This window comes from Paenibacillus sp. FSL M8-0212 (assembly GCF_038004645.1).
Lineage (GTDB): Bacteria > Bacillota > Bacilli > Paenibacillales > Paenibacillaceae > Paenibacillus.
This window is the reverse complement of the sequence record NZ_JBBORP010000001.1, coordinates 4,729,233-4,750,576: the sequence shown is the minus strand read 5'-3', so window position 1 is coordinate 4,750,576 and position 21,344 is coordinate 4,729,233. Positions and strand designations below refer to the sequence as shown.

The window sequence follows — 21,344 nt, the reverse complement described above, 5'->3', positions numbered from 1 at the left end:
CACCTAGAAGAATGTTGATTTCTCTTCTGGAAATCTATACCTAGTTCTGATAGACTAGATAAAGAAGACAAATTAACCATTGAAAACATTGACATATGGATTTAACATCTCATAATCAGGAGCAATGACTTATGAAAAAAGAGGTAGAAATTGCCATCCGGCGCAAACAACAGATCATGGTTCGTAATACAAGCGGTCAGACGGTAACTGGATTTCCCGAGCGTACCGCTGATACATCCATTCTTTCCTTACGTACGGTTCACGGCAGTCTGTGGATACCGTTTGATGAGGTTGAACATGTTACGCGTCTGTTAAGCATCCGGTCCCATCATTTAAGCGGAATGCAACTCGTATAGTCGGATCTGTAATCCTAGAAACTCAGTTCCCGTATAGATACGTTAACTGGATCTATTTATGCCAGCACATCATACCAAAAAACCAGACGCATGCACGTCTGGTTTTTCTCTTCTACTTATGCTGTACCACGCTGCCACTAGCCTCACAACAAAGGCCTTACTACTCTTGTTTCTGTCCACCCATATCCTGTTGTTACTTCACTACAAACTTCACTCGTGTTCCATCCGGATATGTACTTAACTGATTCCCTACCCATGAACCTGCACCACGATTATCCTTCGGGGTAATGTACTGGATATCTGCACCTGCGCCTCCCTCAGCACACATCGCCATGGGCCACTCGTCACGATCCTTACCTTTTTTGACCGGAACACCCTTAAGTGATAAATCCCGATTGCCTTCGGCTCCATTACGATCAATGGTGCATACATCCGAATGCCCTGCCTTGATAGCAGCTTTAATATGTTTGGCTGTTTCGGGATAACGCTCTGAAGGGAACGTAATGGTATGGTCTACACTCTTATTAGTCCCACCGAATGGATTAGGTATCTCCTCCGGCCATTCTCCCCCAGCCCAGGCGTAGAGGGCTACCAGCAGCATCGCTACCAGCGTCAGTACCTGCTTTTTGAAACCTTGCTTACCTTTACGCTTTCTTCTTGTGCGTCTCTTACTCATGCTGTGTCTCCCCCATTCAACACTTGCATTATAACAGAACGCCCGTTCGTAAAACAATCCAATAACATAAAAAAACAGCCGAGACCGCCCGGCTGTCCTGCTTGATTGATTATCCTACATTGGGAATGGCCTCTTGGCGCAGCAAGGGCAGTGTCACCTCAAACTGTGTGCCTTTCCCTTCTGTACTCTCCACCGAAATCTGACCATTCATCAGTTCCAGCAGTTCTTTGCAGATGGTCAGACCAAGACCGCTTCCACCAAATCGACGCGCATGGGAGATGTCGGTCTGGGTAAATGCATCAAACAATTGTTCGATCTGATGCTGAGGAATGCCAATTCCCGTATCACGCACAGAGAATACCAATACAACGGTATCCGTCAGTTGTTGCCTCACATCCACCTGTAACTGCACTTTACCCTGTTCCGTAAACTTGATTGCATTACTCAGCAAATTATCCAGAACCTGCCGAAGTCTTAGCGGATCACCGATAAGCACATCAGGAACATTCAGATCAGCATGACAGAGCAAACGAATTTGTTTATTCCGTGCCGCAGGCTCATGTGTCTTCACAATCTGTTGAATCAGCTTCAGAGGTTGAAACTCAATGTGTTCAACATCCATTTTGCCTCTGCCCAGTTTCGCCATATCGAGGCTATTGTTAATGATGTTCAGCAGCGCCTCACCTGATTGACGTGCAAGCTCCAGATATTCTGTCTGCTCATCCGTAGTTTCACCCATACTGGCAAGTTCGATCATGCCCATAATACCGTTAAGCGGGGTACGTAGCTCGTGATTCAGCTTGCCGATGAATTCCAATTGCCCTCTGCTGTTCATCTCAGCCATGGAAGTTGCAAACTTCAACTGCTGTTCAGCATACTTCCGTTCTGAAATATCGTATTGAATGCCTACAAAATATAAACACTCTCCGGATTCATTAAAGATCGGATCAATATTCAGTTCGTTCCAGAACTTCTGACCACTTTTTGTATAATTTAAGATATCAATCTTAATGGACTGTTGTTTCTTTATTGCATCACGAATCTGCATTACCGTTTCGGGGTCTGTATCCTGCCCTTGCAAAAATCGGCAATTGTGTCCGACAGACTCTTCATACGTGTATCCTGTCAGTTGGGTAAAGTGTTCGTTTACATACATGAGCGGAAGCTCAGGCAAGGTAGCATCGACCACGGTCACGGAGGATTTCACTTTCGAGATGATAAATTCCCATTGTAATGAGAGTTGATTATGTTGGCTCATGCCTTCCTCCTTCATCTCACACACGTTAATGTTTATATATTCTGCAATCGTACAATATAAGGAGAGAAAACTAACCAGTCGGAATGTGTTGATATAAAATCAATATATTTTAATTGTAACATAGTTATTCAAGTCATGTGGTTCTTGGGTAATAGTTGATAACTAACATTCCACAATAACCTAACTACTCATCAGGAGGAACATACATGAAATTTCTGTTAATTATCATCATTATTATTTTGATTGTAGTCTTTTTTACCAGACGCAAACGTTAAAATAAGATCCGTTATGTAAGTGAGAAAGGAAGATGGGTATGAGAACCCTCTTTTTTATATTCATGGTCCTCTGTATCATCAATCTCTGTTTCCCAAAATTCGGCTGGTACCTGCGCTATGGCTGGATTTCCCGGGGTGAAGCCGAACCCAGCAGGCCTTATATGACTATGGTCAGAACGACCAGCCTGCTGATGTTGCTTATCGCCTTCACACTCGCTATGGCATGAACTATAAGTATTAGAAGATGACTGCCCTGTTGGGCAGTTTTTTTTGTGGTGAAATGACGGGAAAATGATAACTTTGTTTGTGGTGCAATGATAACAATGCTCGTAATATAGATATATCGTTTCGGAAAGGACATCATTGGCATGAACATCGCATTTTATCCGTACTGGGCCGCCAAAACGCTGCTCTCGCTTATTAATGTCATATATATCATGGTCATTACTACGTATATATACGGTCTCACTGGATCGGTACTCTCTGCTGCAATGTTCCCACTTATTCAGATCATTGCACGCATAATAGCAGGTTTTACTTTGCCATTACTTGTGAACCGTTTCCCATTTTCCAGACTATTGATCAGCATTTCCATAGCCAAAACATTCATCATGACCTGTATAGCCATTTCGTTGAATCACTTGATTTCACAACTGCCGCTTCTATTGATCGGAGTGGTCATACTATCCTTACTGGACGGATGGGAAACTCCGTTACTGAAGACTTTAACGCCACGATTGGTTCAAGGCGAAAGCAAATAGCCTTCTATCTTTCTCCAATCAGACTGTAACCATTGTCGGTTATGCCATGACGGGATTCGCCGTGATGAACTGGGGGGCGTCACAGACCTTCTGGGCAGCTACAAGCCTGTCCTGGGCCGTTCTGATCTTCATGATTGCCATGGGCTCGCTCACACGGGATGTAGAACAACCCCAGAAATTTGGTGTATCGCGGAATGTATTGAGGGAAGGTTGGAGTATACTTTGGAACAATCCATCATTACGACTGATTACGCTGATGGACATTGCCCAGGCGCTTGCGGGTTCCATCTGGATCGGAGCTGTTACGCTAGCCTTTGCAAAAGAAGCTCTGGGACGAGGAGAAGGTTGGTGGGGACTCATGAATTCGAGTTACGCTGCTGGAACCATGCTTGGAGGTATTCTGGCTCTTGCACTGGCCAAACGTATTCAGAAACATCTAATCGCTAGTATGACCATGGGATATCTTCTCTTCAGTCTGCTGACCGTCGTTTATGGTCTAAACAACCTGCCATGGCTCGCTCTGGTGTTATGCATACTCATGGGTCCAGTTCATCAGATTCGTGACGTGGCTCAGCGGACAGCGCTTGAGAACAGTGTACCTGTCGAATCCCTAACCAAGGTATACGCCGCACATGGCGTCCTGATATCCACGGTTATGAGTGTATCCATAGTCATCTTTGGTCTAGTCGCCGATCAACTGGGTGTTCGATGGGTATACCTTATCGGAGGAGCCTTGTTTATTGTGTCTGCGTTATGCTCATTATCGTTGAGCAGGGTTCACAGGAACCATCCCATTGCTAAACGTACGAAAAATATGTAAATCAAAAAGACGAGCAACATTCTGCTCGTCCCTCACAATCTCAATCCAATCGATAATCTGTCAGCGGCTTACCTTGTTTATAATACAAAGTAGGTGACAATATATTGAAGAAAATATGCACATCCGGCATGTATGCTTCTTCCAAAATAGCTTGCACCGACGATGCAATCCGATTATGAATCTCCTGGTCACGTTGAAACATCAGAATCTCTATAGAAGCCGGAGAAGGTGTTAGCGCTTGTACATCATGACGCTCTGCCTTCATTCTCTCCCTTGGAATATGAGTAATTAGGGCCATCTGCTCTGTAATTTGGGGTACAACTTCCTCTAGCTGAGGACCTGTGAATCCTTTAAAGCGAATAAACGGCATTGCTATCCCTTCAATCTCTGTTAATAGTCTCTTATGTGATTTTAAGCACATTGTTTTCAGTTGTCAAATATCATGGATGGCTATGTTGCTGCTTATAAATAGGAAAAGCCCCGCTGAAGTCTCAGCGGAGCCACTGTTTGCACGTTTCTATACGTGACTTACAGCCAGAAAGATTTTGTGATGATCACGAGCAGGATGAAAAGCACGAGAATTGCACTTGTGGAAGTCCATCCGCCACCAGCATTACAACAACCGTATCCAACTTGACTCATTTGATTGGCCTCCTTTGAATTTCAAGGTATGCCATAACATATGCGTATTCCGTGCAAGTGACCGGGCGAATCGGCAAGTTCATCAGCCCATTCATCAAGGATTCCTACCCGGTGATTTAACCGGATGGAGCGATAGAGATTTTCAGTTGTTTTTGTCTTGTCTCCTGAGGTGATGGGTCTGTATTTTCTCTATCCAGAAGGATTGTACGAGTACGTGTATCACTTCTGGATGCCAGAACAACCTCTCCAACAGGTGTTATACAATAGGCGATCGGAATGGAGATCTCGCTATCACGGTACGAACCATCCGCATGGCTTGTCCCCATGACAATACATTGATGCTTTAAGGCGATCTGCCGAGCCTCTTCGACCCACTCACCGTACTGCTCTTCACTGAACATGCCCACACCAATGGAATGCATCACAATGTCCACATTCCCTATATTCTCATTGCCAAATCCTTGCAGGACCAGCTCATCACACAATAAAGTGCTTATTACCCAACCCTGTTCCTGAGCCGTCTCAGCAGGTGTATATTTAGCTTTCTCCAATAGAATCTCTCCAGCCTTACTGATGATAATCGATCGGTCCTTTGGACGTTCGTCCAATCTGCGATGACCTGATACAATCATGGTCCCATATTCTGCCGCCAAGCGGCAAGCGTCTTCGACATTCTGGTTCAGATAACCTTCAGGAAAGAACAATATATCTGCATCAGGGTGTTGCTTGAGTTCGGCTTCAAGCTGCAGCAAATGCTGTTCCAGCCTCGGTTGTCCAATGATAATCTTCATCTGGCATCCCCCATTCATAAATAAAAGCCGGTTCATACCTGAATAAGGTACGAAACCGGCTTAAAGATTGTACGGACAGAACTCCTGCTCACCGTACTTCGCTTCAAGAGTAATTGGTTCTCATGTTATTGCTAGGTGAAACAATTACCTTTACAGTTGAATGATATGTAGTTAGGCATTTCTACGTTCAATACTATCATAGATAGCCTGTCCATCATAGCTTCGATCTGTAGCGATATCTTTCACCAATAGGACACTGTTTGCATTTCCAGATAAAATACTCAGTGCCCCCAACACCCAAGCAAATGGATATAATGCAACGGATAACATTTTCTTCATAGCTCTGTCTCCTTTATGTACTATAGAAATAATTGGTTGAATATCCCATTAATACGATGAAGTCCAATTAAAGGTTTCAATTTCTATATAAATATTACCATTTACATCCTACATACAGGAGACAAACTAAAATTGTTCGTTCAGTTCAACTCGAAACTCTGCAGCAACGCTGCTGCCTCTTCATGATCAGGTTCCAGAGCCAATACTTTATGGGTATATGACAGGGTTTCTTCTTCCAGTTCAAGTTCATAACAGCACACAGCCAAGTCATACAAGACTGCCGGATTATGGTTACTCGGATCTGCAACCAATGATATCTCCAGAAAACGTTTTGCATCCTCATACATATACATCTCATATAATAGCTGCCCTGCCAGAAATGCGAGACCTCCTTGCTGCTCCATCACATAATAGGACGACCACATCGTATGAATACCAGACTGAATATCAAGCATTTCCTCATCACTTGCATCGGGAAGAAGACTGGAAATGTGCGTCGCACTGTGAATCAAGAACTCTGCATCATATCCGCCCAGACGCCAAAACGGTAAAATATGCTTCAACTCCATACTCTCTATTCGAGAGTCTACCCATTGTTTCATGCTGAAAAAGTCATCCGGTCCAAAACGTTCAACAAATCGATGGTAGGCGAGACGTGTATTCACATAACTGATGGGTTCGTCCACCATTAACATGCACCCAACATTCAGATCTTTATAATGATGTGTGGTGAATCGTGTATGGGCACCCTGTTGTTCCAAGACATACTGAATGGCATGGTAGTTGGCTGTTAAAGAAAAACTTCCGTGCAGAACAAATTCAGGCGGCTCTGCGAACTTCCAATTATCCAGGCGATGATCCCCTTTATCAGCGGTAATCAACACATAACCTGACTGTGACAGCTTGTTCAACCGTTCGAGACAAGACAAACCAATTGCAGGGAACAGAATGTGCGAATCCTCCAGTTCCTCTTTGTACAATGTGATAAGCTCCTGATACGGATAGTTATCCGCACTGTATTCCGGCGCTCGGCGATATTCATAACTCAGCGTCATGTTCTTCAGCATCTCAGCGGGCTCAAGATCAAGACGACGATCCGGAGACTGAACAAGCAGATCACACTCGTATATCTCGCCATCCCCAATGTAGATTAATTCCTGCGGAATGCTGTCAAAAAAATAATTGGCAATCAACAACAACGGTTGTTTCAGGTCACCGGGCCGAATAACCGTGCCTGCAACGACCAGATTCAATTCCGTATCCGCTACAGCGTCAAAACGTGCAAAATCCACTATACCTTGTTGAATAAAGGATTGCATGGATGGATGCTCCTGCCAACCCAGCACATTCTCCGCTACGAGATCCGTCATCACATATCTGAAAGGCGGTAACTGTATTCCAGCAAATTCTTTTAACTCAATCAGTTTCAGGAGAACTTGATGTGCCAAACGCCCTACACCCGCTCCTAGTTCAAGAATGGTTACGGTCTCAGTGATCTTTCCTTGGTTCGAGAGGTCCTGAAGAAACCCAAAGATCATCTCTGCATACGCCGTGGCAATCATCGGATTACTCGTAATATATTGAGGGACTTGGTTCTCTGTCCAAGCTTGTAGCCCCTTCTGTTCATAATAAGCTCTCTGCCAATCCCAGACCGGAGCTTCACTGTAACGAAAACGTTGACTTTCATTTGACGTCATTAAAATGGAAACCTGCTTTCTATCACTAATTTCATACGTTTCTCAGATGTTCACGTACTATTGTATGTCCAATACCATTATTCAATCTCTGTAATGCATTATATCATAGAACCCCATTTACTCGATGAAGTTCAGTTTTCCCCTTCAACAAGAAAAAAACCTGCTTTTGAGGGCAGGTCCGTGAGGCCTTTCAATTAAGAAGACTATTGATCTAGTATACTCAGGCAAGGACACTCAACATTAGTCGGAATACACGGCTCCGTCAAAGTTCTCAGGGCCTACACGGATCGTTCCGAGCAAGTTGGAGCTAATAAATGCAGTGTACGTCAATTGAGGCGTGATAGGCGGATTGAAGTCATCCGCAGAGAACGTAATAATCTGAGGTGCAAGGACACTCAAGCTAAACGTAGACGTTGCGGAATAAATCACAGGGTCCGTAGCCAAAGTCCCCCTAACAATTGTAATAGTTACACCAACGAGCGCCAAAGGAAGTTGCACAGACACCGTTCCTTTGAATTGTACCCGTGGGTTTGCCCCTGCTCCTGCTGTTTGCAGACCAATCTGGCCGAATAATTGTGGTGTGTTAATAACCAGGATTGGTATTGCGATAGAGTTAGCCAAACTCGCATTCTGAGATGTTCTTGCATCAAGAAATTGACTCATGAAATCTACCTCCTATGGGTTGGGATAAGGTAGTATATGCGAGATTTGAGATATGGCATGGACATACATCGTGATTCGAAAAAAAGGGCATACTAGAAAGACACCATTAACAAGATACCTTTTACTCCAGAGCTTACATGCAGACAGAAGAGCTTACATGCAGACAGAAGAGCTTACATCCAGACAGAAGAGCTTACATGCAGACAGAAAAAAACCCTTGCTAGGCAAGGGTTTTAAGAGTATGGGCCCTACAGGACTCGAACCTGTGACCAATCGGTTATGAGCCGACCGCTCTAACCAACTGAGCTAAGGGCCCTAGACATAATGTATAACGTGCAGATGATGGCTGTGAATCATCCAAGTGAAACTAAATTGCGGGGGCAGGATTTGAACCTGCGGCCTTCGGGTTATGAGCCCGACGAGCTACCGGGCTGCTCCACCCCGCGTCAGTAAAAATATTAAAACAGCGACTTAATTAATATACACCATTCTATCCCGATAAGTCAAGGGGTAATGTCAGGGAATAAATCGAACACCATAACGACCTTTACGTGATCGATAAACTTCCACTTCCGCTGGTTCATTATGACCGTAAATCCACCCATCCTGCTCCATACGTTTGGCCAGACATCCTGCCTGAAATTTGGTTGCATACAACTTGCTGAAATATACCCAGTGCATACCGCTCGTCCTTTCCGGAGTCGTCATTTATTCCTGCTTTTTGTAGAATACCCCATTTTCATAAAAATAGCCGCCAAAGATTAAAATCTTCAGCGGCTATCCTTAACTTATGATATGACTACTTCATCAAATCTCATTGAAACGTAGCTTTAGGATCCTTTTTCAATTTCTCCAGCATCTCGTTTCCTTTAGCTGCCCACTCACCAAGTGCTTCTTTTGGTGTCTTTTTGTTCTCTAGTACTTGGTTGAAATATTCCATACCTTTTTCATTTACTTGCCATAAACCTGGGGATTTTTGATACATTTTATCCAGATTGGTATTTGTTGGCGGAATCGGCTTCAGCGCATAGAATGCTTGAATGTTATAATCCAGGCCGTCTTTGGGCTTAATGAAGCTCTTCCGTGATACCATCTCATAGCTGCTACGTGCTTTGATCTTAGCCCAGTCCTCACTGTTCATGTACTTGATCAGTTCCCACGCATCATCCGGGTTCTGAGCCGCACTATTAATCGCCATGAGGTTGCTCAGGTAGATGCTGCCTCCAATTTCAGGAGCTTCCGGGTGAACTGGAGGTGTTACCACATCCCAATCCACTTTCGTAAAGTCTTTCATTTTATCCGCATTTTTATTGGCATCAATTAATTGATTAATATAGCTGTAATCACCAATAACCATGGCTGACTTGCCACTCAGGAACAGGTCACCCTGTACTGGATCATAACGCCCACTCGGATTCTGATCCTGAGGTTCGTCGCCTTTAGGAATAACTTTGTCAATCGCAAGTTTGCTGATGGTGCTCCACACTTTCTCCCATTGAGGAGAATCTACGGTCATCTTCTCTGCTTTGTCATCAAACGTCTTCAGCTGCAACGCGCTGTAGTACTGTTGCATGGAGTAGTACGGCGAACCACCCTGATATGTCGTGAAGGAGAAACCAAATACATGATCTTTACCTTCACCTTTCGTTAAACGGGTACCCAGATTGAAAATATCGTCCCATGTCATGTTGTCTGTTGGCGGTTCCACGCCTGCTTTTTCAAACAAACCCTTGTTATAGAACAAAGCGGATGAGGAGAACGTTGGTGTCAATGCATAAATGCTCTGATCCCCAAGGTCCTTAATTCCCTCCAGTACACTAGGCACGATATCACTGGTATCAAACTTGTCTTCCTGCATCAGTGGGTCCAGCTGTTTCACCAGATTCTCCTGAATTAATGATTTCACTGTGGCGGTATCAGCCACGATAACGTCAACCGGGTTATCCCCAGTCATAATCTTCTTCAGACTTTCCATCGTATCCGGAACTTCCTGCTGTTCTTCGGTGTTCCCATATCCATACATGCTGCTCTGATCAACAGCAGCTACAATTTCGATGGTTACATTGGGATGTGTCAATTCAAAAGCATCAGTGAATTGTTGACGGAAATAACTGTCGTCTTGCCCTCCCCACATTGTAGCCACACGTAATACACGTTGCTCCGTATCTTTGGCCTCACTTGCCGTACAGCCAGCAATCAGCGGTAATGCCAGCGTTGCTGTAGCCATGACAGCCAGCACACGTTTTCCCCACATACTATTCTTCATTTCCCAGTTCCCCCTCTTAATTATCTTGGCGGTGTAATGACAATACGTTCACCGTCAAATTCCAATGTAGCCCGGTTATCAATGGATAAGGCCTCCAGATACTCTTTTGGCACCTGAAGTCGTCCTGCACGGTCTATAATGACAAATGCTTCATGGATGTCTGGCATACCCGCCTCGGACAAGTTATGCTCATCATCCAGATTCGGGTTGCGCTTCACAAACTCGGTACTGGTCAAGCCGTCCCGAATCGCAACGATCCGGTCTACCTTGCCAGCAAGCGTCAAGTCATGGGTAACGATGACAATCGTAACGCCCAGTTCCTTGTTCATTCTTCGGAAAATGCCCATGATTGTATCACATGTCTCGGAATCGACCGAACCGGTTGGTTCATCTGCAAGCAGAATTTTGGGACGATTGGATAATGAGATCGCAATCGCTACCCGTTGCTGCTCTCCTCCTGACAATTGATGCAATTTGTTATGCATCCGATCCTTAAGGCCTACCCATTCGAGCAACTGTTTCGCGTAAGAACGATCACGCTTGCCTCCCAGAATCATGGGAGTCTCTACATTTTCCAGTGCAGTTAGATAAGGCAGCAAGTTACGACCGTTATTTTGCCAGATAAAACCTACCGTATGACGTTTGTATTCAACCAATTGGGCGTCTGTCATCTTGAGTAAATCCCAATCTCCCACAACAGCGGTACCAGCTGTAGGACGATCAAGTCCGCCCAGAATATTCAGCAGCGTGGATTTACCGCTACCGCTGTTACCGATGATGGCCATCATTTCACCTTGATTGACAGTCAGGTTGAGACCCTGTAGGGCAACGACTTCCACATCGCTGGATTTGAAAATTTTGACAAGTCCTTCGCATTGGATCACGTTTACCTCTCCTCTCCCATTTTGACTGCCTGGTGAACCCGCAGTCTGCGAATCTGCCAGAGCAACATCGTTGCACCAATGACCAGCATCACTACGGTGACCCCATACAGTTGCAACATATCTTGCTGTTCAAACACAATCCGGAATGGAGGTACCTGAGCAGATACATTATCTGTCGTTTGCAGGAATGGCAGGAATAAACGACTGGATACCTGACCAATCCCGATACCTAGCAGGATCGATAGCCCTGCTGTGAACACCTGCTCCAGCAGCAGCATACCGCTCAGTTGTGCGCGTGATAACCCCATGGCTCGTAATACACCAAACTGCACAACACGTCCGGACAGGTTGAAGAACCAGTACAGCACGTATCCGATCAACGAGATAATTACCGATACCAGGAAACCAAGGCTCAGAATCCCGAATACGCCACCTCGTGACGGGTGTTTACCTTGGGATACCAATTCGGTGCGGACGTCACGCACAGAAGATAACTCAATGCCTTCTGCTGCAAGTTTCTCCATTAGTGGAGCCACTTTGGCATCCGGTTCCATTTTCAGCCATACCTCATAAGGAATCAGAGGCACCTGATCATAGATATAATCCAGATTCGCCACGAAGAATGGCATCTGATCCGGATACTGGGCTGGCCAGTAAGGAATGATACCAAAGACGACGAATTCAATCGCCTGTCCCTGTACACCCATGGAGACGAGATCTCCAGTTTTGAGTTTGAACTTGTCAGCAAATTTGGAAGAGATCAATACAGCCCCTTCGTATTTACCAAGCAAGTCAAGGTACTTGTAGGGATGTGCCGGGAACAGATCGTTGCGGAACCACGCCACTTGAGCAAAGTCCACATTATCAATTCCGACGAGCATCCCCTGTCCGCCCGATTTACCAGAGACGATAATATTGCCTTTGGTCTGCAGCACTCGTGCTGCATGTTCCACACCATCTAATCTGCGGAACACTTCGAATGGAGGTTCGGAGTAGATGACTTTGGATGGCTGCGAAGAACCGCCGCCACCACCCGGAGCACCTCCACCGCCATTGCCTCCGCCGGAACCCCCACCAGCAGAACCTCCTCCTCCATTGCCACCACCTTGTTGACCTCCACCCGTACCGCCATTCTGTCCGGAACCACCGGGTTTAACCTCAGGTGTTCCTTCCCACACTGTCTGCATAATCACATCAGAACCATAACGGTACAAGGTACGCTCAGTTGAATTCAGATCAATCGTCCGAGCCGCAGCCGAGTTGTACACCCCAAGTCCCAATGTCAGTACAAGGAGGATCATCAGCGGATAATATGAAGAAGATGAACGCGATAACTGTGTTAATGTCAGATACAACGGGACCGGGAGAAACTTGCGACCGATCAACTGAATAAGCTTCAATATCCACGGGAACAAGCGCAGGAAGAATAGTCCGAGCGCAAAGATCGCGAGTGCGGGTACAAAGAACAGAAACGGCTGTACCTGCAACTGATCGGTTGTCATTCCAGTCTGAAAGGTCAACATCTGACGTTCATAGAACAGGTAGTATCCATATCCGGCCAGACCCAGCAACACAACGTCCAGGAACCAGCGTTGCCATACTGGAGCACGGTCTGTCCGTGCTTGCCGCCGTTTGGCAGATACAATGGTTGCCCGTGCATAGGTTATCGCAGGGATAAGTGATGCGATGATTGCTACAAGGACCGCTGCTACGCCCAGGAGAATAGCTTCTTTGGATACACCGATCGGAATAGACTTCCGATCTACGAACGAGAGAAAACCACTTGCTGAACCGATACTCTTGGCCATAGACCAACCGAGCAACGGCCCAATAACCAGCGCAATAACGCCCAGGAATATACCTTCAAGCAGGTAAAGAGAGAAGATCTGCCGAGCTGAAGCTCCACGGCTACGCAATACCGCAATATCACTCTCTTGCTTCTGTAAAGACTGTCTGGCGTTCATCGCAATAAAATAAAAGACCATCGCAATCATCGGTGCTGCCAAGGTAAACAGCATCGTCTGCAATTGCAGACTCTGACTGCGGAACTGCTTGAGCAGATCACCGAAGGTAATGTCCACTTTTGTATCTTTCAACCGCTGATACAGATCGATATCCAGCCTTTCCAGCATGGAAGTCAGACCTGATAACTGGCTAGTTTGAATTTCTTTCAGATCAAAGGCATAATACCAGCGTGAATTTTGAAGTGGAATCCCTTTTTCCTTCAGTAAAACATCATTAAAAACCGATTCATCCACATATAGTCCATTCATCATGCCGTCAAATCCTTGTACCCAGTAGGGGCTGTTCGGATCATCTGCCTTGAAGGACCCCGTAATCTTCACACGTAACGTGATATCAAGACCGCTATACACCGGATATTCCAGAATATCGCCGATATGCAGATCGTTACGGTACATGCCTTCTTCCAGCATGACTGCCTCGATAATGTCGTCTTTAACCTGATTGCCAGGTTTCACTCCGGCAGAGTAATTCACCTGTGCATCCAGCCCACTCATCGTACCCAGACTCATACTGCGTACCCTGCTGGCATCCACTTTGGTTGGATCTTCCGGGCTCACCTCTGTGCTGCGTATAGATCTGGAATTCACATACGTATGAAAAGGAAAACCGATTTCGCGAGGAACATCCTCACGAATATAACGATCTACTTCGTCCAGACCCCGAGTGTCTGTCTTCACCCCACCAGGTGCCTGATAACTCATAAGTAACGAACCGGCTGGTAACCCTTCACTGTTATCCTGCAGCGTTTGCGCGACGACCCGTTTCAACGCACCATCGGCATACATTGGAATACTGACGGTGAACGCAACCGCCACAATCAATCCGATCAGTGTGCTGAAGGTCATCCAGCGCGTGTTCCACATTTTGCGGAACAGCAGCCGAAGCAATGGCAGCCCCATTAGCGTCCCACTACTTTCTGGCCTACGGTCAGACCTTTCAGAATCTCGACATCTGTCGATGTCTGTTGTCCAACTTCAACGTCCACTTCACGCTTGCTGCCATCACTCTCCACGACTTGTACGTACGTTCTTGAACCGATGGAGCGTAAAGCGGATACAGGAATCACAATCGCGTTCTCGGTACGCTGCGTTACAATCGAGACTGATAGTGGTGTGCCACGTTCCACACCTTTTGGCATTTTTGCAAGTGTAACGATAACATACTTATCCAGCGTTTCCTTGGTTGGAGGCGTACCGCCTTCACCCGTTCCTTCGCCACTGCCGCTTCCCGATGCTTCCGCGATAGGCATAACTTTAATTTTGCCAGCGACTTTACCGGCTCCATTAATATCTACTTCTGCCTTCATCCCGGCTGAGAACTTCTCCAGATCTTCCTTGGCAAAGGTTGCAGCCACAACCAGATTCGATGTATCCGCAATTGTAGCAATCGGATCATACGCTTTCACTGCTGCACCTTTCTCTACCTGCACAGCAATAACGGTGCCGCCAAACGGAGCAGTCAACGTGGCTTTGCCCAGTTGTTCTTCCAGATCAGCGAGTTCCTGGCGCAGTTCTTCAAAAGCAATCGTTGCTTCTTCGAACTCCACTGGGTCCATCTCATCCTTCTTGCGGAGTGTTTCCTTCATTTGAACTTCGGATTTGCGAATAGCCAGTTTCTTGCCACGGATCTCCTTCTCCACACTCTCCACATCGAGCACCGCGAGAAGTTGACCCTTTTTCACTTTATCCCCTGGTTTAACATTCAACTCTTTGACATGCATGCCATCGAGCGTGAAGTACACCTTCTCTTCCCGCTGACTCATCATCTTGCCACTACCACTTACTTTTTTCTCCAACGTTTCCGTCCGGACTTCATATTCCGGTTTCTTGGAGATCGTTGGTGGTGTGATAGGCGGAAGCACTTCTTCCTCTGTTTCTGACGGCAGCAATGAGCAGCCGGACATCGTTGCAACCATTATCGCACCAAGTACAATAAGTGCTGCGCGTTTCCCCCTCTTCGGAGCGGCACCTTTACTTGATAAATCTGCCGTCCGCCATTTCATAAACATGGTCCGCAACCTCCAAAATTGTAGGATCGTGTGTAGTCATACATATCGTTACTTGTTCTACTTCAATAATATTGCGGAATACGGCCATGACCTGAGCGCCCATCTTGGAATCCAGTTCCGCTGTAGGCTCATCCGCAAGCAACAATCTGGGTCTATGAGCAATCGCCTTGGCTATAGCCACCCGCTGTTGCTCTCCCCCGGACATCTCGAAAGGTCGGTGCTTCACCCGTTTGGATAATCCAACCAGATCCAGACAGTGACCAACCCTGTCCTTCCACTCCGCTCGCGGAACGTCCGCCATACGCAGCGACAGTTCTACATTTTCCCAAGCAGATAATAAGGGCATGAGTGCATATGCCTGAAAAATAAAACCGATCTCTTTGCGCCGCAAAGCGGTCCGCCGCCGATCTCCCCAATCCTGAAGAGGCTGACCAGAGAACAGAATATCTCCACTTGAAGGCTGATCCAGTCCACCGAGCATATTCAGCAGCGTTGTTTTGCCTGAGCCTGATCGCCCCTTCAGCATGACCAGTTGTTGTGGATTCACTTCCATATCAATACCTTTGAGCACATGGATGATACGACTGCCTGTCTGGAAACTGCGATGCACGTTACGGACCTCGAGTACAGGTCCATCATATGGAGGCAGCATATCCTTCTTTGGTTTGATCTTCTTCTGGGGTTCATCAACGGTAGTGACAGCAGCTGCAGCCACTTCATCTGAAGCGATTTCACTTTCAGGTAACGGAGGTTCACTCGTCGGGTGATCGTGTTCATTGTTGTATGTATTTTCTCCCGAAACCGTCGATGCCTCCAGCTGCGCTTCCCCCTGTTGATCTTCATCGCCTGACTGGCTCTTGGCAGGTCTTTTTCTGAGAAATAAATTCTTCATGCCAGCAATCACGCTCATCCTTTCTTGATATCCCGATCACTTCTTCAAAAAACCTAAAAATAGAAATCTGTTCCAACCTACACTGAATTATAAACGACCGATCCCAACTAAAAGTTACAAGCTTTTTACAACGGTAGAGGGAAAAAGTTAATATTTTGATGAACAAACGAAAAAAGCACCCCAAAGTGCGGGATGCCTCTTGCATATTCCATGGTTTTGCCGCTATGACGGCAATCATTACAATTTTGATACCGTTCATTCATGAACACTTTTTCGAGCTATCAATGATATTATTTACCAAATGAAGAAGGATCTTCACGCCAGGATTTAAGCAACTCAAAGTCACTCTCCTGAATCGTTCCCTCAGCCAAAGCCACATCCATCAGCGCCGTGTAATTGGACAGCGTCTGAAGTGGAATTCCTGCGTCTTCGAATGCTTTAACACCTTTATCCAGCTGGTAGCTGAAAATGGCAAGTACGGCGAGGGGTGTTGCGCCTGCTACACGTACGGCTTCGGCTGCTTTGATCGAGCTTCCACCTGTAGAGATCAGATCTTCGATGACAACCACTTTCTGTCCTTCGGTAATCAGACCTTCGATCAGGTTCTCCTTGCCGTGTCCTTTCGCTTTATCACGAATGTAGGCCATCGGCAGATCCAGCTTCTGAGCCACCCAGGCAGCATGCGGAATACCTGCGGTTGCTGTACCTGCGATGACTTCTGCATCCGGGTACTGGTTCCGAATGATTGTTGCAAATGCTTCAGCGATATCGTTGCGAATCTCCGGATAGGACATCGTTAAGCGGTTATCACAGTATATTGGTGATTTGATGCCGGATGTCCATGTAAATGGCTGCTGCGGACGTAACGCCACGGCTTTAATTTTCAAAAGTTGGGAAGCAATATGATTCGGAATCTCATTCAGTTCGATCATGCGTTCAACATCTCCTTCAAAATGGTTTCTGCCGCTTCACGCGGATTGGGAGCGCCTGTAATGGGTCTGCCTACAACAATGTAATGGCTACCTCTGGAAATGGCTTCACCCGGCGTCAAGACGCGTGTCTGATCTCCCAGACCACTACCCGCTGGACGAATTCCTGGTGTAACGGTGTGAAAAGCACTGCCACACGCTGCCCGAATTGCAGGTACTTCCAGCGGAGAAGCAACAACCCCATCCAGTCCAGCCTCTTGGGCCAGTCCTGCATAACGGACCACAGCAGCTTCCACACTTCCCGGAATGCCAATCTCGTTATTCATCGTTTCCAGACTTGTACTGGTCAGTTGGGTGACTGCAATAATCTCGGGCTTGCTAAGGGAAGGATCAGCAGCTATAGCTGCCTCAGCCCCTTCACGTGCAGCCCGCATCATGAGGGCTCCACCTGCTGCATGTACATTGAACATGTCTACACCCAGACGTGTGATACTTTCAGCACCGCCACGAACGGTGTTGGGAATGTCATGCATTTTCACATCCAGAAAAACGGAGTATCCTTTGGATTTTAGCTCCCGAATAAAGTCCGGTCCTGCTGCGTAGAACAGCTGCATACCCACCTTCAGATAACAGGGAATGCCTTCAAGAGCTTGTACCAATGCTTTCGCTTCTTCTGCTCCAGGATAATCCAGTGCCACCATCAGACGGCCAGCCATTTCATTGAAACTCGCTTGATTCATCACCAGCGCTCCCCTCCACTTGCTCATTTTTTCCGTTTTTGCCCGATATAAAGGACATCCCGCCAGCCCGCAGGCTGACTGATGTCCTTCATCAGAGAGTTATTATTTTACAAAGACAGGCATTGCTTCCGAAGAGAAGTTGATTGTTTGCAGCATGATCAGCAGCGCACGAATCGTATCCAATGAAGTCATACATACAATGCCGTTCTCTACCGCTTCACGACGGATACGGAATCCATCACGCTGCGGTGTTTTGCCTTTGGTGAGTGTATTGAAGACAAAGTTTGCTTCGCCGCTACGAATCATATCGAGAATGTTCGGCGAACCTTCACTTAATTTGTTCACAGTCGTTACCGGAATGTTCGCAGCTTCAAGCGCAGCTGCTGTTCCGCCGGTAGCCATGATTTTGTAACCCAGTCTGTAGAAACCTTCGAGCAAAGGAACCGCTTCGTCTTTGTCTTTGTCTGCTACAGTCACAACAATTGCTCCGGTTGCCGGAATTTTCATTCCTGCGCCGATAAGACCTTTGAACAATGCTTTAGCGTAATTCGGGTCACGACCCATAACCTCACCTGTAGACTTCATCTCAGGTCCGAGGGTTGGTTCTACACGACGCAGCTTCGCGAAGGAGAAGACCGGAACTTTAACAGATACATGATCCGATTCAGGCCACAGCCCGTCAACATAACCAAGATCTTTTAGTTTCACACCCAGAATGGCTTGTGTTGCCAAGTTCGCCATCGGAATGTTGGTTACTTTGCTCAGGAATGGTACGGTACGGGATGAACGTGGGTTCACCTCGATAATGTACACTTGGCCATCATGGATAACAAACTGGATGTTGACCAAACCTACCGTTTTCAGTTCTTTCGCAATTTTGATTGTAATCTCTACAATTTTCTCTTTCATATCCTGGGACAGGTGTTGAGGAGGATATACCGCGATGGAGTCACCAGAGTGAACCCCTGCACGCTCGATATGTTCCATGATTCCTGGAATCAATACCGTTTCACCATCACAGATGGCGTCAACCTCAACTTCTTTACCCATCATATAACGGTCGATCAGGACCGGATGCTCTGGATTGATTTTAACCGCCTGTTCCATGTATGTCAGCAATTCAGCATCGGAGTATACAATCTCCATCGCACGACCGCCAAGTACATAGGAAGGACGAACCAGTACCGGGTAGCCCAGACTTTGAGCTGTTTCTACCGCATCATCAACGGAAATGACTGTTTTACCTTTTGGCTGTGCAATCTCCAGACGGGAGAGCAGACGTTCGAACTTCTTGCGGTCCTCCGCCTCATCGATGCTTTCCAGATCCGTTCCGAGAATGGTTACACCTGCATTACGCAGTGGTGCTGCCAGGTTGATGGCCGTTTGACCACCGAACTGTACGATAACCCCTACTGGTTTCTCCTGTTCAATCACGTTCATGACATCTTCGAAGAAGAGCGGTTCAAAGTATAGGCGATCTGATGTATTAAAGTCCGTAGACACCGTCTCCGGGTTATTGTTGATAATGACTGCTTCATATCCTGCTTTTTGCAATGCCCATACTGCGTGTACAGTAGAGTAGTCGAATTCGATCCCTTGACCGATCCGGATTGGTCCTGAACCCAGTACCACAACTTTTTTCTTGTCTGAAGGGATCACTTCATTCTCTGTCTCGTAAGTTGAGTAGTAATATGGCGTTGTTGCTTCGAACTCAGCTGCACATGTATCTACCATTTTGTACACTGGGCGCAGGTTCTCTGCCTCCCGACGAGTTCTAACTTCCGCTTCAGTTGTTAATGTGCCTCCAGGTTGACCTTGCGCACGCAGTTCAGCAATGGCACGGTCTGTGAATCCAAGGCGTTTCGCTTGATACAGAATGTCGGAAGACAACTCGGATTCTTCGCGAATGCGATCTTCGAATGCGATCAGACCTTCAATTTTGTCCAGGAACCACCAGTCAATCTTGGTCAGATCCTGTAGCTGTTGCAACGTATAACCTCTGCGGAATGCTTCGGCAATCAGGAAGATACGCTCATCATCTGCTTTGATCAGACGCTCGTTCAGGGTAGCTTCGTCCAGCGTTTCGGCATCCTTCAGGTAGAGGCGATGTACGCCAATTTCCAGGGAACGAACTGCTTTGTGAATCGACTCTTCGAATGTCCGGCCAATAGCCATTACTTCGCCTGTTGCTTTCATCTGAGTTCCCAGTTTACGGTTCGCCGAGATGAACTTGTCGAACGGCCAGCGTGGGATTTTGCTCACGATATAATCCAGCGTAGGCTCGAAACAAGCGTACGTTTGGCCTGTTACCGGGTTCACGATTTCATCCAACGTGTAACCCATCGCGATTTTGGCAGCCATTTTGGCAATCGGATAACCCGTTGCTTTGGAAGCCAGAGCTGATGAACGGCTTACCCGTGGATTTACTTCGATAACATAGTATTGGAAGCTGTGTGGGTCCAGTGCAAACTGTACGTTACATCCACCCTCGATGTTCAGGGCACGGATGATTTTCAGGGAAGCTGAACGCAGCATTTGATATTCACGGTCCGACAGAGTTTGGCTTGGTGCTACAACGATACTGTCGCCTGTATGAACCCCTACCGGGTCGAAGTTTTCCATGTTGCAGACAACGATACAGTTATCGTTTTTGTCCCGCATAACCTCATACTCGACTTCTTTCATGCCTGCAATGCTCTTCTCGACCAGACATTGCCCAATCGGGCTGTAACGAATTCCCGCTACCACCGTCTCGCGCAGCTCTTCTTCGTTCGCACAGATTCCGCCGCCTGTTCCGCCCAGCGTATAGGCTGGACGCACGATGATTGGATAACCAATCTCATTTGCAAATTCAAGTGATTCTTCAAGTGTCGTTACGATCACACTCTCAGGTACAGGCTGTTCCAGTTCACGCATCAGGTCACGGAACAGATCACGATCTTCCGCTTTCTCGATGGAAGTCAGCTGTGTTCCAAGCAATTTCACATTTTCACGTTCCAGCACGCCTGCACGTGCCAGTTCTACCGCCATGTTCAGACCTGTCTGACCACCCAGTGTTGGCAGCAAGCCGTCTGGACGCTCCTGACGAATGATTTGGGTTACAAAATCCAGTGTAATTGGCTCAATGTAGACTTTGTCAGCCATGTTTGTATCCGTCATAATGGTCGCCGGGTTGCTGTTGATAAGTACAACTTCCACGCCTTCTTCTTTCAGAGCCTGGCAAGCTTGTGTACCGGCATAGTCAAACTCGGCCGCTTGACCGATGACGATTGGACCGGAACCAATCACCAGGATTTTTTTGAGATCTTTGTTAATCGGCATG

Annotated in this window: 21 protein-coding genes and 2 tRNA genes; 4 read left to right on the top strand and 19 right to left on the bottom strand. The window is 46.7% G+C overall.

The annotated features are described in order from the left end of the window. The first annotated feature begins 131 nt into the window (after positions 1-131). Positions 132-356, top strand: a complete 225-nt coding sequence (locus tag MKX68_RS20885) for a hypothetical protein (protein ID WP_017687353.1) — start codon at positions 132-134, stop codon at positions 354-356. A gap of 193 nt (positions 357-549) precedes the next feature. Here the strand turns inward: MKX68_RS20885 and MKX68_RS20880 are convergent, their stop codons facing one another. After that, positions 550-1,032: a NucA/NucB deoxyribonuclease domain-containing protein gene (locus MKX68_RS20880; RefSeq protein WP_340913981.1), complete on the bottom strand. Its 483-nt coding sequence runs from the start codon at positions 1,030-1,032 to the stop codon at positions 550-552. A 109-nt stretch (positions 1,033-1,141) separates the two neighbouring features. Next, complete coding sequence (locus MKX68_RS20875; RefSeq protein ID WP_340913980.1) at positions 1,142-2,290, bottom strand: sensor histidine kinase; 1,149 nt, start codon at positions 2,288-2,290, stop codon at positions 1,142-1,144. 307 nt (positions 2,291-2,597) lie between these two features. Here MKX68_RS20875 and MKX68_RS20870 point away from each other — a divergent pair, with 307 nt between their 5' ends. The 3 genes from MKX68_RS20870 to MKX68_RS20860 all read left to right on the top strand — a co-directional run bounded on the left by MKX68_RS20870 (position 2,598) and on the right by MKX68_RS20860 (position 4,146). After that, on the top strand, positions 2,598-2,792 hold the full coding sequence (locus MKX68_RS20870) for a DUF6199 family natural product biosynthesis protein (RefSeq protein WP_036614780.1): 195 nt from the start codon (positions 2,598-2,600) through the stop codon (positions 2,790-2,792). A gap of 141 nt (positions 2,793-2,933) precedes the next feature. After that, positions 2,934-3,326, top strand: coding sequence for a hypothetical protein (locus MKX68_RS20865; protein WP_340913979.1), 393 nt, complete (start codon positions 2,934-2,936; stop codon positions 3,324-3,326). Between the two features lie 46 nt (positions 3,327-3,372). After that, positions 3,373-4,146 carry an MFS transporter gene (locus MKX68_RS20860; protein ID WP_340913978.1) on the top strand — a complete coding sequence of 258 codons (774 nt, stop codon included), beginning with the start codon at positions 3,373-3,375 and terminating at the stop codon, positions 4,144-4,146. 40 nt (positions 4,147-4,186) lie between these two features. On the opposite strand, the gene MKX68_RS20855 is transcribed toward MKX68_RS20860, so the two are convergent. The 17 genes from MKX68_RS20855 to carB form a co-directional block, all read right to left on the bottom strand. After that, the gene (locus tag MKX68_RS20855; RefSeq protein WP_133385522.1) at positions 4,187-4,516 is read right to left on the bottom strand and encodes a DUF1904 family protein; all 330 of its coding nucleotides are present in this window, start codon (positions 4,514-4,516) and stop codon (positions 4,187-4,189) included. A gap of 158 nt (positions 4,517-4,674) precedes the next feature. Further along, a complete protein-coding gene (locus tag MKX68_RS20850; RefSeq protein ID WP_082219140.1) occupies positions 4,675-4,788 on the bottom strand; it encodes a YjcZ family sporulation protein in 114 nt (37 codons plus the stop codon). Positions 4,789-4,904: 116 nt separating this feature from the next. Beyond that, complete coding sequence (locus MKX68_RS20845) at positions 4,905-5,579, bottom strand: hypothetical protein (RefSeq protein ID WP_340913977.1); 675 nt, start codon at positions 5,577-5,579, stop codon at positions 4,905-4,907. Positions 5,580-5,750: 171 nt separating this feature from the next. Beyond that, entirely contained in the window at positions 5,751-5,918 is a 168-nt protein-coding gene (locus MKX68_RS20840; RefSeq protein ID WP_338587935.1) for a hypothetical protein, read from the bottom strand. A 140-nt stretch (positions 5,919-6,058) separates the two neighbouring features. Next, entirely contained in the window at positions 6,059-7,615 is a 1,557-nt protein-coding gene (locus MKX68_RS20835; RefSeq protein WP_340913976.1) for a tetratricopeptide repeat protein, read from the bottom strand. A gap of 240 nt (positions 7,616-7,855) precedes the next feature. Further along, a complete protein-coding gene (locus tag MKX68_RS20830; RefSeq protein ID WP_036614795.1) occupies positions 7,856-8,278 on the bottom strand; it encodes a hypothetical protein in 423 nt (140 codons plus the stop codon). A gap of 242 nt (positions 8,279-8,520) precedes the next feature. Further along, positions 8,521-8,594 (bottom strand) — tRNA-Ile (locus MKX68_RS20825). Between the two features lie 56 nt (positions 8,595-8,650). Next, positions 8,651-8,724 (bottom strand) — tRNA-Met (locus tag MKX68_RS20820). Positions 8,725-8,794: 70 nt separating this feature from the next. Next, a complete protein-coding gene (locus MKX68_RS20815) occupies positions 8,795-8,986 on the bottom strand; it encodes a hypothetical protein (RefSeq protein WP_047843730.1) in 192 nt (63 codons plus the stop codon). Between the two features lie 106 nt (positions 8,987-9,092). Then, positions 9,093-10,544, bottom strand: a complete 1,452-nt coding sequence (locus tag MKX68_RS20810) for an ABC transporter substrate-binding protein (protein WP_340913975.1) — start codon at positions 10,542-10,544, stop codon at positions 9,093-9,095. Between the two features lie 20 nt (positions 10,545-10,564). Beyond that, entirely contained in the window at positions 10,565-11,428 is an 864-nt protein-coding gene (locus tag MKX68_RS20805; protein ID WP_340913974.1) for an ABC transporter ATP-binding protein, read from the bottom strand. A 2-nt stretch (positions 11,429-11,430) separates the two neighbouring features. Continuing rightward, positions 11,431-14,352 carry an ABC transporter permease gene (locus tag MKX68_RS20800; RefSeq protein ID WP_340913973.1) on the bottom strand — a complete coding sequence of 974 codons (2,922 nt, stop codon included), beginning with the start codon at positions 14,350-14,352 and terminating at the stop codon, positions 11,431-11,433. Further along, positions 14,352-15,461, bottom strand: a complete 1,110-nt coding sequence (locus MKX68_RS20795) for an efflux RND transporter periplasmic adaptor subunit (RefSeq protein WP_017687338.1) — start codon at positions 15,459-15,461, stop codon at positions 14,352-14,354. Before MKX68_RS20795 ends, MKX68_RS20800 begins: the two co-directional genes overlap by 1 nt. Next, entirely contained in the window at positions 15,424-16,353 is a 930-nt protein-coding gene (locus MKX68_RS20790) for an ABC transporter ATP-binding protein (protein ID WP_340913972.1), read from the bottom strand. Before MKX68_RS20790 ends, MKX68_RS20795 begins: the two co-directional genes overlap by 38 nt. A 290-nt stretch (positions 16,354-16,643) precedes the next feature. Beyond that, positions 16,644-17,285 carry an orotate phosphoribosyltransferase gene (gene pyrE / locus MKX68_RS20785; protein ID WP_340913971.1) on the bottom strand — a complete coding sequence of 214 codons (642 nt, stop codon included), beginning with the start codon at positions 17,283-17,285 and terminating at the stop codon, positions 16,644-16,646. Beyond that, positions 17,282-18,022 carry an orotidine-5'-phosphate decarboxylase gene (gene pyrF / locus MKX68_RS20780; protein WP_339790545.1) on the bottom strand — a complete coding sequence of 247 codons (741 nt, stop codon included), beginning with the start codon at positions 18,020-18,022 and terminating at the stop codon, positions 17,282-17,284. The genes pyrE and pyrF overlap by 4 nt, the downstream gene beginning before the upstream one ends. Positions 18,023-18,124: 102 nt before the next feature. Beyond that, positions 18,125-21,343 carry a carbamoyl-phosphate synthase large subunit gene (carB, locus tag MKX68_RS20775; RefSeq protein ID WP_253439279.1) on the bottom strand — a complete coding sequence of 1,073 codons (3,219 nt, stop codon included), beginning with the start codon at positions 21,341-21,343 and terminating at the stop codon, positions 18,125-18,127. Between the last annotated feature and the right edge of the window lies 1 nt (position 21,344).

Coding starts and splice junctions, on each gene's coding strand:
- MKX68_RS20885 (WP_017687353.1), top strand. CDS start 132: ATGAAAAAAGAGGTAGAAATTGCCATCCGGCGCAAACAACAGATCATG.
- MKX68_RS20880 (WP_340913981.1), bottom strand. CDS start 1,032: ATGAGTAAGAGACGCACAAGAAGAAAGCGTAAAGGTAAGCAAGGTTTC.
- MKX68_RS20875 (WP_340913980.1), bottom strand. CDS start 2,290: ATGAGCCAACATAATCAACTCTCATTACAATGGGAATTTATCATCTCG.
- MKX68_RS20870 (WP_036614780.1), top strand. CDS start 2,598: ATGGGTATGAGAACCCTCTTTTTTATATTCATGGTCCTCTGTATCATC.
- MKX68_RS20865 (WP_340913979.1), top strand. CDS start 2,934: ATGAACATCGCATTTTATCCGTACTGGGCCGCCAAAACGCTGCTCTCG.
- MKX68_RS20860 (WP_340913978.1), top strand. CDS start 3,373: ATGACGGGATTCGCCGTGATGAACTGGGGGGCGTCACAGACCTTCTGG.
- MKX68_RS20855 (WP_133385522.1), bottom strand. CDS start 4,516: ATGCCGTTTATTCGCTTTAAAGGATTCACAGGTCCTCAGCTAGAGGAA.
- MKX68_RS20850 (WP_082219140.1), bottom strand. CDS start 4,788: ATGAGTCAAGTTGGATACGGTTGTTGTAATGCTGGTGGCGGATGGACT.
- MKX68_RS20845 (WP_340913977.1), bottom strand. CDS start 5,579: ATGAAGATTATCATTGGACAACCGAGGCTGGAACAGCATTTGCTGCAG.
- MKX68_RS20840 (WP_338587935.1), bottom strand. CDS start 5,918: ATGAAGAAAATGTTATCCGTTGCATTATATCCATTTGCTTGGGTGTTG.
- MKX68_RS20835 (WP_340913976.1), bottom strand. CDS start 7,615: ATGACGTCAAATGAAAGTCAACGTTTTCGTTACAGTGAAGCTCCGGTC.
- MKX68_RS20830 (WP_036614795.1), bottom strand. CDS start 8,278: ATGAGTCAATTTCTTGATGCAAGAACATCTCAGAATGCGAGTTTGGCT.
- MKX68_RS20815 (WP_047843730.1), bottom strand. CDS start 8,986: ATGACGACTCCGGAAAGGACGAGCGGTATGCACTGGGTATATTTCAGC.
- MKX68_RS20810 (WP_340913975.1), bottom strand. CDS start 10,544: ATGAAGAATAGTATGTGGGGAAAACGTGTGCTGGCTGTCATGGCTACA.
- MKX68_RS20800 (WP_340913973.1), bottom strand. CDS start 14,352: ATGGGGCTGCCATTGCTTCGGCTGCTGTTCCGCAAAATGTGGAACACG.
- MKX68_RS20795 (WP_017687338.1), bottom strand. CDS start 15,461: ATGTTTATGAAATGGCGGACGGCAGATTTATCAAGTAAAGGTGCCGCT.
- MKX68_RS20790 (WP_340913972.1), bottom strand. CDS start 16,353: ATGAAGAATTTATTTCTCAGAAAAAGACCTGCCAAGAGCCAGTCAGGC.
- pyrE (WP_340913971.1), bottom strand. CDS start 17,285: ATGATCGAACTGAATGAGATTCCGAATCATATTGCTTCCCAACTTTTG.
- pyrF (WP_339790545.1), bottom strand. CDS start 18,022: ATGAATCAAGCGAGTTTCAATGAAATGGCTGGCCGTCTGATGGTGGCA.
- carB (WP_253439279.1), bottom strand. CDS start 21,343: ATGCCGATTAACAAAGATCTCAAAAAAATCCTGGTGATTGGTTCCGGT.